The sequence below is a fragment of the Pseudoalteromonas sp. BSi20439 genome, assembly GCF_000241165.1.
In the GTDB taxonomy this organism is placed as follows: Bacteria; Pseudomonadota; Gammaproteobacteria; order Enterobacterales; family Alteromonadaceae; genus Pseudoalteromonas.
Genome location: NZ_BADW01000112.1, coordinates 1 through 14,251 on the forward strand (window position 1 = coordinate 1; position 14,251 = coordinate 14,251).

10 protein-coding genes and 2 pseudogenes are annotated in these 14,251 nt (G+C 40.2%); 8 read left to right on the forward strand and 4 right to left on the reverse strand.

Going from position 1 to position 14,251, the window contains the following annotated elements; translation table 11 throughout:
• Positions 1 to 383: 383 nt before the first annotated feature.
• Positions 384 to 530, reverse strand: a pseudogene (locus P20439_RS18255) (transcription elongation factor GreB); the annotation flags it as partial.
• Between the two features lie 183 nt (positions 531 to 713).
• Between P20439_RS18255 and ompR the strand changes: the two are divergent.
• Positions 714 to 1,433, forward strand: coding sequence for a two-component system response regulator OmpR (gene ompR / locus P20439_RS10480; RefSeq protein ID WP_008466692.1), 720 nt, complete (start codon positions 714 to 716; stop codon positions 1,431 to 1,433).
• A 5-nt stretch (positions 1,434 to 1,438) separates the two neighbouring features.
• A complete protein-coding gene (gene envZ / locus P20439_RS10485) occupies positions 1,439 to 2,752 on the forward strand; it encodes a two-component system sensor histidine kinase EnvZ (RefSeq protein WP_036933620.1) in 1,314 nt (437 codons plus the stop codon).
• A gap of 60 nt (positions 2,753 to 2,812) precedes the next feature.
• On the opposite strand, the gene P20439_RS10490 is transcribed toward envZ, so the two are convergent.
• Positions 2,813 to 4,855 (reverse strand): glycoside hydrolase family 97 protein, encoded by a 2,043-nt coding sequence (locus tag P20439_RS10490; RefSeq protein WP_008466696.1) that lies wholly within the window; start codon positions 4,853 to 4,855, stop codon positions 2,813 to 2,815.
• A gap of 173 nt (positions 4,856 to 5,028) precedes the next feature.
• Between P20439_RS10490 and P20439_RS10495 the strand changes: the two genes are divergently transcribed.
• Both P20439_RS10495 and P20439_RS10500 read left to right on the forward strand, forming a co-directional pair.
• Positions 5,029 to 5,655 carry a methylamine utilization protein gene (locus P20439_RS10495; protein WP_008466697.1) on the forward strand — a complete coding sequence of 209 codons (627 nt, stop codon included), beginning with the start codon at positions 5,029 to 5,031 and terminating at the stop codon, positions 5,653 to 5,655.
• Complete coding sequence (locus P20439_RS10500) at positions 5,633 to 6,871, forward strand: hypothetical protein (protein ID WP_036933622.1); 1,239 nt, start codon at positions 5,633 to 5,635, stop codon at positions 6,869 to 6,871. The genes P20439_RS10495 and P20439_RS10500 overlap by 23 nt, the downstream gene beginning before the upstream one ends.
• Before the next feature lie 65 nt (positions 6,872 to 6,936).
• On the opposite strand, the gene speE is transcribed toward P20439_RS10500, so the two are convergent.
• On the reverse strand, positions 6,937 to 7,800 hold the full coding sequence (gene speE, locus P20439_RS10505; protein ID WP_008466701.1) for a polyamine aminopropyltransferase: 864 nt from the start codon (positions 7,798 to 7,800) through the stop codon (positions 6,937 to 6,939).
• Between the two features lie 195 nt (positions 7,801 to 7,995).
• Between speE and speA the strand changes: the two genes are divergently transcribed.
• The 4 genes and pseudogenes from speA to P20439_RS10525 all read left to right on the forward strand — a co-directional run bounded on the left by speA (position 7,996) and on the right by P20439_RS10525 (position 13,004).
• Positions 7,996 to 9,876 carry a biosynthetic arginine decarboxylase gene (gene speA / locus P20439_RS10510; RefSeq protein ID WP_008466703.1) on the forward strand — a complete coding sequence of 627 codons (1,881 nt, stop codon included), beginning with the start codon at positions 7,996 to 7,998 and terminating at the stop codon, positions 9,874 to 9,876.
• Positions 9,877 to 9,937: 61 nt separating this feature from the next.
• On the forward strand, positions 9,938 to 10,810 hold the full coding sequence (locus tag P20439_RS10515; protein WP_008466705.1) for an acyltransferase: 873 nt from the start codon (positions 9,938 to 9,940) through the stop codon (positions 10,808 to 10,810).
• Positions 10,811 to 10,867: 57 nt separating this feature from the next.
• Positions 10,868 to 11,748: pseudogene (locus P20439_RS10520) on the forward strand (acetyltransferase).
• Positions 11,745 to 13,004, forward strand: coding sequence for a mechanosensitive ion channel family protein (locus tag P20439_RS10525; RefSeq protein WP_008466713.1), 1,260 nt, complete (start codon positions 11,745 to 11,747; stop codon positions 13,002 to 13,004). The pseudogene P20439_RS10520 and the gene P20439_RS10525 overlap by 4 nt, the downstream one beginning before the upstream one ends.
• Here P20439_RS10525 and chrA read toward each other — a convergent pair.
• Positions 12,964 to 14,115, reverse strand: a complete 1,152-nt coding sequence (chrA, locus tag P20439_RS10530; RefSeq protein ID WP_008466715.1) for a chromate efflux transporter — start codon at positions 14,113 to 14,115, stop codon at positions 12,964 to 12,966. The two genes, P20439_RS10525 and chrA, sit on opposite strands and share 41 nt — an antisense overlap.
• Positions 14,116 to 14,251: the final 136 nt, after the last annotated feature.

Below are 14,251 nucleotides of genomic sequence, written 5' to 3' on the forward strand. Positions count from 1 at the left end.
TTGAGAATTTACAAGTAGTTACTTTTACATATCTCAATGGGCTCTAAAGTTACTTTAGGGCCCATTCATATTTAACCCTATCTTGTGTAGTCAGCCATATATAAAAACACAGTATGACTTTGTAAAAGTAAAATTTTCCTCATAGTATTACTTAAGGGGTTGTAGCTTGTTATATTGATAGGGCTCCGCTTACCGTAATCTGCAGACATGAAACTTATTTTTTGAGTGTGGAATTGCTTATTAAATACCAATAGTAAGTCACTATCTGAAAGTATATTGCTTCATATATCGGTAATTTAGTATAGAGTATAGTATGTGTACTATATTCAGCTAGTTGTTTTTATTGGCTTTAAAATAAAATAGTATATTTTTTGGGGTTATAACTGGTAGTCTGCGTTTTCAGAGCGATCACCTAGGCTGGCAGCCCAACTCACAATTTTAGTTACTTCTGGACGTTTTTCATTCCAAAGATGATCATGTTCTTGCTGCAATTGTAAATAACCTTCGCGAGTAATTAAGTTTGTTTTCACGCTGAGTTCTTGTTTAATCTTCATGAGTGGCAAGGTATTAAAATAAAGGCTGCTTGTCGAGATAAAACCGCTATCAATGGGTTTGAAATGTTCAGTAACAATCTAAGCGCTTAATTAGTTTTTTATTCTTAAGTTTTTCATTTATATTAACTATTAATAAATTATAAAAATAAGCAACAGATTATGGGACAAGAGACAGTAAAAGTATTGGTGGTGGATGATGATAAACGTTTACGCAGTTTGCTGGAACGCTATTTGGTAGAGCAAGGATTTATTGTCAGAACAGCTGCCGATTCAGAGCAAATGGATAGGCTAATTGAGCGTGAAAATTTTCACCTAATGGTGCTTGATTTAATGCTGCCGGGCGAAGATGGGCTCTCTATTTGCAGACGTTTACGCCAAAAAGAAAACCAAATCCCTATTGTTATGCTGACCGCCAAAGGCGATGAAGTCGATCGTATTATTGGCCTAGAACTCGGCGCTGACGACTATATTCCGAAACCGTTTAATCCTCGCGAGCTATTAGCGCGCATAAAAGCCATTTTACGTCGTCAATCAAAAGAAGTGCCAGGAGCGCCCTCAGCAGAAGAGAATTTAATTGAGTTTGGTAAATTCACCCTAAATTTAGCCACCCGGGAAATGAGTGAAGGCGATAACACGGTGTCGCTCACCAGTGGTGAATTTGCGGTGTTAAAAGCGTTAGTGTCTCACCCGCGTGAGCCATTAAGTCGAGATAAATTAATGAATTTAGCTCGAGGGCGAGACTATAGTGCGCTTGAGCGCAGTATTGATGTTCAAGTATCACGCCTTCGTAGAATGATTGAAGTTGATGCCGCTAACCCTCGCTATATTCAAACGGTATGGGGTTTAGGTTACGTATTTGTTCCTGACGGTGAAAAGTAATCATTATGGGAATGTTTCCGCGTAGTGCGTTTGGACAAACCGTATTTTTGGTTGCCGCTTTGTTGCTTATTAACCAAATTGTCTCCTACGTCACGGTAAGTTTATATGTAGTTAAACCCACCATTGAACAAGTTAATTTAATGCTGGCTAAGCAAATTAAAACTGTGTTTATTGATTGGGAAGATGGTGTTGAAGTTACCGATGAAGTCTCTGAGAAGTTTTTTGAAATAACTGGCATTGAAGTAATGACTCAGCGTGAAGCTATGCGAAATGGTTTAGGCCAAAGTCGTGAATATTCTGGGCTATCGCGTAGTATGTCTGAGCAATTAAAGGGCTTTTCTCGGGTACGCATTAGTCAAACTGATCCGCTTATTTATTGGGTAGAAGCCCCGCAGGCGCCGGGTTATTGGGTCAAAGTGCCGCTCACCGGATTTAAAGAAAGTAACCTTGAGTTTTTAACCTTTTATCTTTCAAGCATCGGCTTTTTAAGTGTATTAGGAGGCTGGCTATTTGCAAGGCACTTGAACCGACCACTAAAAGCATTACAACAAGCTGCGATAAAAGTAGGGGTAGGCGACTTTAGTACCAAGTTACAAGAGCAAGGGTCGAGTGAGGTTATTGAGGTAACACGCGCCTTTAATCAAATGTCGCGAGGTATTGCTGCCCTTGAAAACGACCGTCGATTACTTATGGCCGGTGTTTCTCATGATTTACGCACACCGCTTACTCGTATTCGTTTAGCCACAGAAATGATGGTTGATGAAGATGATTATTTACGTGAAGGCATTATTTACGATATTGAAGATATGAATGGCATTATCGATCAATTTATCGAATATTTACGCCATCATAAACGTGAAGAACAAACCTGCGAAGATATTAATGCGCTCCTTGGTGAAGTCGTACAAAGTGAGCTTAAGCATCAACGGGTGATCACGTTTAAACCGAATCCTAATATTGGAAAAATTCCCATAAGTAGTGTCGCGATTAAGCGAGTAGTGACCAATATGATAGAAAATGCACTACGCTACTCAGAGGGTGATATTGAAGTACTCAGTTATTTTAATTCCAATAAAAAATATGTGGTTATTGCGGTCAAAGATAGTGGCCCGGGTATTCCTGAAAGCGAGTTGGAGTCAGTATTTGAACCGTTTAAACAAGGTGATGCAGCTCGCGGTAGTGAAGGTAGCGGCCTAGGCCTTGCAATTATTAAGCGTATTATCGATATGCATGGCGGCAAGGTGGTGCTCTCTAATCGCCCTGAAGGTGGTTTAAGTGCGCAAATATACCTACCGATAAAGGTTACTAATCCAAGCTAATAACGCTATCTGCATGGTTGCAGATAGCGTTAATTTATTATCTAGAGTTCAGATTAACTACTAGAGGGCTTTAAAACGAATGGCTGTACCGCCACTGGTGGCCAATTTTAATGTTAGCTTATCGCTTGCGGTAACAGTGCGTTTTTCAATGCTTAAATCATAAGGATTGTTCTTCCATTCAGCGTTTTTACCGTCTTGGTAGATTTGCGCTTCAAACTGTTTATCTTTATCTAAAAAGTCGAGTTTAATCTCAATGGTGCGGGCATTTTCGTCGGTAACTGCACCTAAGTACCAATCGTTCCCTGAATAGTTATCGCGCTTGCGCTCTTTGCGTGCAAATACAATAAAGTCGCCTACTTCGCCATCAAGCGCGATACTTTGCTGCCAATCGGTTGGTACGTCTTGAATAAACTGAAAAGCATCGGGTTTAGCTAAATAATTACGCGGTAAATCCGCCGCCATTTGAATTGGGCTATACATCACCACATACAATGCTAATTGCTTTGCCAGTGTTGTTTGTGGGCGATTTGTATCGTCCCCTAAACCATTAAAGCTCATATCAAAAATACCTGGGGTAAAGTCCATTGGCCCTGCAAGCATACGGGTAAAAGCAAGCATTGGAATGTGCTCTGGTGGATTAGGTGGCGTACCCCATGCGTTAAACTCTTGTCCACGCGCACCTTCACGGGCAATCCAGTTGGGGTAAGTACGGCGCAGACCTGTGTCTTTAATTGGTTCATGGGTGTTGATGCTTAGCTTATATTTAGCGGCAAGTTTAATATTATGTAAGTATTCATTTACCATAAATTGGCCGTCATGCCATTCAAAGCGAGCAATGCCGTTTTCATCTATGCGTTTTATATTGCCACCATCGGCCACATAACCAGTTTTTATTTGGCTTACATTTGATTTTTCGTAAAGTGCAAAAGCATCTTCCATTTGGTCATGATAATTACTAACATTGCCAGAGGTTTCATGGTGACCAATTAACTGCACCCCTTTTTCTTTACCGTACTGTGTAAGCGCTGCAATATCGAAATCGTCATAAGGCTGAGTAAAGCTAAATACATCGCCATTATAAAACCAGTCGCCATCCCAGCCTGTGTTCCAACCTTCAACTAATACGCCGTCAAAGCCATACTCAGCGGCAAAGTCCATATAGTATTTAGTATTTTTTGTGGTGGCACCGTGTTTTTCTCCACTGCCCCAAGTGGTTTCATTGATGTGCATTCCCCACCAAATACCTACATATTTACCTGGTTTAACCCACGACACATCACCGAGTTTATTTGGCTCATTCAGGTTTAAAATAATATCTGAATTAACTAAGTCTATCGCTCGCTCACCTATTTGAATGGTGCGCCAAGGAGTATTGAATGCGCCTTGCTTCTTAACTGCAATGCCATCAGACCACGGTGTTAAATCGGCACTAAACGTACCTGGGCGACGCTGGTTAAGCACCATACCTGCATAATCTACCAGAGCTGCTTCATGAATGCTGACATGTACACCGTTACCATTTTTAAAGGTAAAGGGGGTATGAGCGAGTGCAGCATCTTGTAAGTCTGTAGTGTTATAGACATATTCATAACGGTTCCAACCGCGAGCAGGTATCCACCATGCGGTGGTTTTATCTTTTGCGGCAATAGCAAATTCGGTCAGTTCTTTAGTAATTTCAGTTTGTTCAAAACCGGCTTGCTTAGGGACTTCATAGCGAAAACCTACACCACTATCAAAGGCTTTAAATCGTACAGTGTATGTGCCAGCGTGGGGCGCAGGTTTATTGAAGGTAACGGCAATTTCATTGTGCTTATCAACAACGGTTTGACGCTCTCCCCAAGGTTGCTGCCATTGGCTATCGGTTTGTGAACGAGTTACTTCACTAATAACAAAGCCGTCATCAAATGGTGCTTGGCTTTTAAACCTAAAACCTAAGCGTGACTGCTCAATAACAGGCTTACCATTAAAGCTAATAGAGTAATGGGGGGAGGATGATTGATCAGAAATGGTAATTTTAATTTTTTGATCAGGTGATTTCAGCGTGGCTTCTTTTGCAAAAGCACTGCTTGCAAGTAAAGCAACTAGTAGTAAAGGTAATCTCATTGTGTGTCCTTGATGTCAAACCGTAGGTTATGAGCATAAAGTGATGAACACACTATTACGAGATAGCTGCATACGTATTCAATTAATTAGCTAAAAAAGAGTGTGTTAATTAATCTGCAAAACTTTATGTAATTAGTTCTATAATAAATAAAAAGAATTTAACAAGAAGAAATATGCTGAAAATTTTACTCGCTATTTTAGGTTGTATCATTGTTTTTAAGAGTAGTGCAGCAACGGTTACTGTTTATAATAACAACCAAAAAGTTCAAGAAAATGTTGTTGTTTGGTTAGCTCCAGATCAAGCCTCTGGCGTGAATATAAATAAATCACTTTTCACTATGACACAAAAAAATCGCCAATTTACACCACATATCTTAGTCGTTGAAAAAAACAGCCAAGTTGAATTTCCTAACGCTGACTCGATAATGCATCACGTGTATTCATTTTCTAAAAGCAAAACATTTGAATTAAAGCTTTATCGAGAACAACCACAAGATCCAATTACATTTGGACAAACAGGAGTTGTGGAGCTTGGTTGTAATATTCATGATTGGATGTTGGGTTACATTGTTGTTGTGGATAGCCCATATTATGCAATCACCAATGAGCAAGGAGTAGCATCGTTCGATATCCCAAATGGAGCCTATAAACTAAATGTTTGGCATGAAGGCTTTAGAGATATTAGCAACATAGAGTCGCAAAAAGTTATTATAACTAACAATAAATTAAGTTATCAGTTAAAACAAAAACTAACTTTGCCTATTAGGGTTGAAGTTGATGAGTTTGACGATTATGAATAGTCTATTGGGCTTAGCCGTTGTTATTTGCTTGTTGAGTGTTTTTTCAGCCAACGCACAAGTTAAAGGTTTGCTGCAAGTAAGGGCAGTGCAAGCTGATTCACAACTAAGCTGGCAAGAGGGTGGAATTGGTTTATACCGCCATGATGCGGCTAATCAAGGTGTGGTTTTATCTCAGGGAATTATTGATTTAAGTGCAGATATAAGTTCTAGTTGGTCTGCCCATGCTGTAGTTAATTTATATCAAGACCCAAAAAGTACCTTGGGGGTTAGTCAGGCTTATCTGCAATATAAACCTTTAGTTCGCAGTGATTATAAATGGCATATTAAAGTGGGTGGCTTTTATCCACAATTGTCATTAGAAAACCCTGATATGGGCTGGTTATCTGCATATAACTATACCAATTCGGCAATTAACTCTTGGGTAGGTGAAGAGCTGCGAACGCTAGGTGTTGAAGCAACAATTAAACGCCCAGCCCGTAATTTTAATAGTGCCCATAGTTTTAGTTTGGTTGGTGCGACATTTAAAGGTAACGATCCTGCGGGGACATTACTCGCTTGGCGAGGCTTTGCTTTGCATGATCGCCAAACAACACTTAATGAGGCTCTCGCTTTTGCGCCTGTTGCGTCTTTAAATACTCCACAGTTACAATTTCAAGCAAACCAAGTTTTACCGTTTGAAGAGGTCGATGGGCGATTTGGTTATTACGTTGGTGGACATTGGGATTATTTAAAAAAGTCTCAGTTGCGAGTGTACTACAATGATAACAATGGTGACCCTGGCGCTCTTAATTATAATACGGGTCAATATGCCTGGGATACTCGATTTTTAAGTGTCGCATGGCTAAATAAATTTACACCGAAAACACGATTAATTATCCAAATAATGTCGGGTGGTACGGCTATGGGTCAAAACCGCGGCGTTGATACTCGATTTTATAGTCATTTTGCATTATTGAGTCATAAAATAAAACGCCACCGTTTCTCAGTACGTTACGATTATTTTGAGGTGACAGACAAAGACGATTGGAAGTTTGACCCTAATGCTAGTCATGGCGAGGGACTAACAGCAACTTGGCGTTATCAGCTTACACCACAATGGCAAATAGGTGTTGAGGGGTCAGCGCTTCATAGCCAAGCAGATAACCGAGTAGCTATGAATAAAGCATCGAGAATATCGCAGCAGCAAATAGCATTAAATGCTCAGTTTCGGTTTTAGTTGGAAGAATAACAAATTGAAACAGATAAGGACTCTTGCGAGCCCAACTTTGCATTTATGGCTTTTTATTTTTTGTCAAAAGCGCGTTTCATGTAATTAGGTGTTGCGAGTGCACCGTGATGAATGCCGCCATTGTAGTATTCACTATGCTCAGCAATTATGGCTGCGCCGTCTTCTCTAAAACCGTCAAATGCTTCAGATTTGCGAGCTAGCGTCACCGACCACAGCCCACTTGGGTAAATAGGTTGTGGGAATGGAAGAGTCTGCAAGTCGTTAAAACCAACACTTAGCATAGCTTCGCGCATTTCAACCAGAAGTGGCATATGCATTAATGGCGATTCACTTTGTTGTACGAGTATTCCACCAGGGCGAAGTGCGTTTAAACAGCTAGTATAAAACGCATGGTTAAATAAACCCTCACCAGGGCCTACTGGATCAGTTCCATCAACAATCACCACATCAATAGACTCACCAGCTGCTTCGCGCATATATTTAATGCCATCGTCAAACATCACAGTGGCACGTGGATCGTTATTTGATTCACATAACTCTGGGAAGTACTTTAACGACATTTGGGTAACTACTTCGTCAATATCGATTTGGGTTACAGTTTCTACACTTGGGTGCTTAAGCACTTCACGTAATGTACCGCAATCGCCGCCGCCAATAATAACCACATTTTTAGGGTTTGGGTGTGCTAGTAATGCTGGGTGGCTGATCATTTCATGATAAAAAAAGTTTTCACGGCTACTCACCATAGTGCAACCATCAATGATCATTAAATTACCAAAGTCTGTGGTTTCAAACATTTCTACTTTTTGAAAAGGAGACTGTTTTTCATCTAACTTTTTGTTAATACGTAATGAAAATGCGCTGCCATCGCGGTCGCTAATTTCAGTAAACCACTTACCTTGATCTAAATTTGCCATAGTTGTTACACTTTTGGTTGAGTATGAAAAAAGGAGGCAATTCTGCCAGTGCTTGGGCTATTGCTCAATCAAATTTTACTCTCTTTAGTGAATAAAGTTAGCTATAAAGAGGGGAAAGTTCAATTTTTGTTAGCTTAGCAGATAGTGACGTATTAAAATGCCCCTTTACACCTAATTTAATAAAGAAGAGTTGCCATGACTTGGGGTTTAGAAACAGCACGTGCTACATACAATGTTGCTCATTGGAGCGATGGTTATTTTGATATTAACGCACAAGGTGAGTTGATAGCCTATCCTGATGGCGACCAAACAAAACCTGCCATTTCTTTAAGCCAGCTTACTGAGCAATTTAAGCAGCAAGGGTTAACATTGCCCGTACTGGTGCGCTTTACTGATATTTTAAAAAATCGTGTAGATACGCTCACCAATGCCTTCACTCAAGCGCGTAGCAACCGTGAATATAATGGTAAATACACCTGTGTTTACCCTATAAAAGTAAATCAACAGCGTTCTGTAGTAAGTAAACTATTGGCACACCCAAGTGGCTTAGTCGGGCTTGAAGCCGGTTCTAAGCCTGAACTAATGGCCATTTTAGGGGTGGCGAAAGAGCCTATTACAATTGTATGCAACGGCTACAAAGACAGTGAGTTTTTACGTTTAGCCTGTATTGGTCAAGCAATGGGACACAGCGTTAAAATTGTGGTTGAAAAACTCTCAGAGCTAACCACATTGCTTGAAGAAATTGATAATTTAGGCATTGAACCGGCTATTGGAATTCGTATTCGCTTAAATTCGGTTGGTAAAGGTAAATGGCAAAATACCGGTGGTGAAAAAGGCAAATTTGGCTTAACTGCAGGCCAAGTACTTAGTGCAGTGGAAGTGCTTAAGCAACATAATAAGTTGCATTTAATGCAAATGGTACATTTTCATATTGGCTCACAAATTGCCAATATTCGCGATATTCATCGTGCTTTGCGCGAGTGTGCTCGCCATTTTGCTGAATTAACTCAATACGGTGTACCGCTGAATACGGTTGATGTGGGTGGCGGGCTCGGCGTTGACTACGAAGGTTCAGGTTCGCGAAGTGCTTGCTCAATGAACTACACAGTCGAAGAATATGCGCGTAATGTGGTAAATGCATTTGCCGAGGTGTGCGACCAACATAACTTAGCTCACCCTGCAATTATTACCGAATCTGGCCGTGCTCTTACTGCACATCATGCGGTGCTTATTACCGATGTAATTGATGTTGAAAAAGCGCCAAATCATTTAAACCCAGAACCACCTGTTAAAAACAGTGCCTTAGTATTGGATGAAATGTGGCAGTGTTTACAACGTTTGAACCCGCGTATGGCATTAGAGATTTATCATGATGCAATGCATTTATTTAGTGAAGCACACGATCAATACGTACATGGTTTAGTGAGCATGCTAGAGTGGGCGAAAATAGAGCAGCTTTACTTTACTATTTTACATCGCGTTCGAGCTTCATTAAGCTCTAATGCACGAGCTCACCGCGAAGTGCTGGATGATTTAAACGAAAAACTAGCCGATAAACTGTTTGTGAATTTTTCACTATTTCAGTCGTTACCCGATGTGTGGGGCATTCAGCAGTTATTTCCGGTTATGCCCATCGAAAACCTAACGCAGCCGCTTACTCAGCGCGCTATTATCCAGGACATTACTTGTGATTCTGACGGGCAAATACGTGAGTACGTTGAAGGTGCAGGGATTGAAACCAGTTTACCTATTCCTGAATATACACAAGGTCAGCAGTATCATATTGCGATGTTTATGGTAGGGGCATACCAAGAGATTTTAGGTGACTTACATAACTTATTTGGTGATACCGATTCAGTTCATGTTGAGCTTAATGAGCAAGGATATGTATTAACCAATGCCATTAAAGGTGACAGCGTTAAGGATGTATTAAAATTTGTTGATTATGATAGCGAGTTATTAGCTGATAACTTTGCCACTCAGATTAATAAACTTAATGTATCAGCGCACTGTAAAGAAGGTTACTTAGCCGAGCTTAATGCAGGGCTTGAAGGTTACACCTATTTTGAAGATTAATTTAGTTGCATAGTTAAGCGCGGTCATTCGTGGCTGCGCGATGTTTAAAGGAATAGAAGTAATGTCAGTTATTCGCAGTGTATTTAGTATTTTCTTTTACACAATAAACACTCTTTTTTGGTTTGTGCCTATTTTTATTTGTGGCATCGTTAAGCTAATCCCAATCAAGGGGCTTCAAAAATTAATGAGCTGGACAGCCAAGCAATGTGCCTCTATTTGGGTGACATTTAACACCTTAAATCAAACGTTATTAACGCCAACAAAGCTAAATGTAACCGACCTTGAAGAGCTTAAATTAAAAGATTGGTACCTAGTTATTGCGAACCACCAAAGCTGGGTGGATATTTTAGTGTTACAACGAGTGTTCAACCGCAAAATACCTTTTTTAAACTTCTTTTTGAAAAAAGAGCTTATTTATGTGCCTGTTTTAGGTTTATGTTGGTGGGCGCTCGACTTTCCTTTTATGACCCGCACCAGTAAAAGCCAATTAAAAAAGAACCCTAAATTGCGTGGTAAAGATTTAGAAACGACCCGTAAAGCGTGTGAAAAATTTAAAGAAATGCCAGTCAGTGTGGTTAACTTTGTTGAAGGTACGCGTTTTACAGCGCAAAAGCATGCGCGTCAAAATAGTCCGTTTCCTCACTTACTTAAACCTAAGGCGGGTGGTGTGGCGTTTGTAATGCAAGCCATGGGTGAGCAAATTTCTAAGGTGGTAAATGTCACTATTCATTACCCTGAGGGCATTCCTACTTTTATGGATTTTGCAGCCGGTAAAGTAAAACACATTGATGTACATGTTGAAGTCAAAGGCGTTAGTGATGACTTAATTGGTGATTACACTAATGATCCTGACTTTAGAGTACGCTTTCAAAGTGAATTAAATCGCGTGTGGGAAGAAAAAAACCAGACGCTCGTTAATTTCAAACAAAAATAAAAAATGAGCTAACAGTTATGACTAAAAAAATGGTTACCTAATTGGTTAAATGGCTTAATTGTTGGCTGTGTTTTATTTGCTAATTTAATAATATTTGGCGCATTAGTACTTATCCTAGGATTAGTTAAATTAGTTTTGCCCATACCCGTAGTAAGTAAATTATTACACGGTGCGTACAAGGGGTGGTGTAAAGGTAATCGCTTAGGGCTGTGGCTAGGCTGTAATGATATTAAAGTTAATATTAGTGGGGAGGTGAATGCCAATAGTTGGTATTTGCTAATCAGTAATCATATTAGCTGGCTTGATATTGCGGTATTAAGCTCGTTAAATGCATTACCAGCTCCTAAGTTTTTTTAAAAGATGAGCTTAAGTACGTGCCATTTATAGGCACTGGTGCGTGGGCAATGGGTATGCCCTTTATGAAGCGGGTGAGCAAAGCACAATTGGCAAAAAATCCCAATTTAAAAGGCCTAGATGTCGAGCGTACTAAGCGCAGTTGCCGTAATTTTCGTCATCACCCTACAACCATAGTGAACTTTGTAGAAGGTACGCGTTTTACAGCGCAAAAGCACCAGCATCAACAAAGTCCTTTTCAGCATTTATTAAAGCCTAAAGCTGGTGGAACTGCTTTTGCCTTAGAAGTTTTAAATGAGCAGTTTGACGCTATGCTTAACACCAGTTTAGTGTATAGCGGTAAATCAGATCATGTGTGTCGTAATATTTTAAAAGGCGAGTTGGAGTCTATTAATATTACCATTGAGGTGATGCCAATAAATACACAGATGATTGGCAGTTACCAAACAGATCAAGTATTTAGAGCCGAGTTTCAGCAATACTTAAATAACTTATGGACAATAAAAGATAAGCAATTAAGCGCTATTCATATTCAGCAAGCTAGTACTGAATTAACTCCCAGTAAGGAAATTGAAATACCATGACCAAAACACACCTACAGGAGCTAATTACTCCTTGGTTTGAAAAAGTCCCCGATGCTTTTTTTCTCAGTGCCATCACCGCCTCATCGATAGGCATTCTCTCGCTATTATTTGTTTACTTATTTACTCGCCGCTTAATGTTACCAGGTATTCAAAAGGTGGTGACTAAACTCTCGCCTGAGCGTATTGGTTCATTGTCACCTATGTTGACCAAGCTCAATAAACGAATTGCCTGTTTGCTATGTTGTGTCCTTTTTTTAGCCACATTTGATAGCGTTTATCCCGTTAATGCAATTGCCCAAGAGATCCTTAAAACTATTGGGCAAGCATTATTAATTATTTATATAGGTTTTATTATAAGCAGCATAGTGAGCATTGCTGGCGCTATTTATAACCAATTAGATTTTGCCCGAGAAGTACCTATTCAAGGCTTAATTCAAGTGGTTAAGCTGATCACCTTTATTGTCTGTTCAATATTAATAGTTAGTATTGTGCTTGAAAAGTCGCCTACTTATATACTATCGGGCTTTGGTGCGATTGCAGCGGTAACGCTATTAGTATTTAAAGACACCATATTAGGCTTTGTTGCCAGCATTCAAATTGCTGCTAACCGCTTAGTGACCTATGGTGATTGGATCCAAGTAGACAACTATGGTGCCGATGGCGAAGTGATTGATTTAGGGCTAAATACTGTAAAAGTGCGCAACTGGGACAACACCATAACGACTATACCAACTTATATGCTAGTGGCCGGTTCATTTAAAAACTGGCGTGGTATGCAAGAATCTGGTGGGCGACGTATTAAACGTTCTTTAAACATTGATATGAACAGCATCTTTTTAGTTGATGACGATTTTAAAGCGCAAATAGAAGCGGCTATTCCACTGCAAGAATATATTCGACTAGGCACGCTTCCCGATCCTGTGTCGAACTTAGGGTTGTTTCGTCGCTATGCAGAGGGTTACTTAAAACAGCACAGTAAAATCAATACCTCGCTCACACTTATGGTGCGTGAGCTACAACCACTTAATCATGGCTTACCAATTGAGTTTTACTGCTTTAGTGAAGACAAACGTTGGATATCGTACGAGCACTTACAAGCTGAAATTATGGACCATTTACTAGCTGTATTACCGGTGTTTGGGCTGCGCGCTTATCAAAGCGTCAGTGGGCAGTTAAGCCCAGCTGACGGGGTGAATATGGCGGGCAAACCTAGTATTAAAGTACCCAATAATGCTGTCCAAGGCCAACGCCAATAAAGAGCAATAATAGCCACCAAATAGGTGGCTTTTTCATACGTAGCCACACAAATGCAGTAATCACTAATGCAATATGCCAAACATTGCTTACGGCTGAAGTCCAAATGGGCGAATACAATGCAGCAGCTAAAAAACCAACCACGGCGGCATTAAGCGCAGCAATTGAGCTGGCAAAACGGGGTTTACTAGCTAAATTAATCCAGCTTTTTTGAAAGGCCAACATCAGTAAAAACCCAGGGGTAAATATCAATAATGTAGCTATGATTGCGCCTATTATTGGTTGCGCGGTGTTTAGCTGCGCGCCTAAGTAGGTGGCTATTGTAAACATAGGCCCAGGTATAGCCTGAGCACTGGCGTAAGCCGTTAAAAATTGGTCATCACTTAAGGTTGGCACACCCGCTTGAAGTACTGGCAACACAACATGTCCGCCACCAAATACCATAGCACCGGCTTGGTAAAAAGGCGCAAATAACGCAAATTCTTGCCCTATTGGAATAAAGCTAACTCCAAGCAGTAGTGCAAATAAGCTAAGTGCTACCCAGTTAACTTTTCCCTGCTCACTGTTAGTTTGTTGTGATAAATCACTTAATTTTAAGAGTGGCCAAATAGCGCCGACTGCGGCCGCAATAAGTAAAATAATAATTTGTGTACCTAATATAGGTATCATGATCAAGGCTAAAGTGCTCATAACTGCAATTAGCTTAAGGATTAGGTTGCTGCAAAAGCTTTTGGCCATACTAAGGGTTGCATCGGCAACAATGACTACGGCAAAGAGCTTTAATCCGGTGATCACAGCAAAATAAACGGCGTCAAATTGGTGAGCACTAATAGCAAGCAGTGTCATAATTAAAAAAGAAGGCAGAGTAAAACCAATAAATGCGGTGATACCACCGAGTACACCTGCACGTTCTACCCCGATTGCAAAGCTGACCTGACTAGAGCCAGGACCAGGCAGAGCTTGGCTTAGGCTAATTAGTTGTGAATAGCGACTGATACTCAACCAGTGCAGCGAATCAACAAAGTGGTGTTTAAAGTAACCTAAATGCGCAGCAGGGCCGCCAAAACTCATGCAGCCAAGCAAAAAAAACTGCCTAAAAATCGCAATTAACATAGTGGCCATCGCCTTTTTTATAAATCATTAAAGTGTCACAAATAAGTATGACATTTTTATGAAACGCTATCATTAGTTCGGTATTTAATAGGCAATAATAGCTGTTTTACGTTACTCTTCATTGTTGGTTCATGCA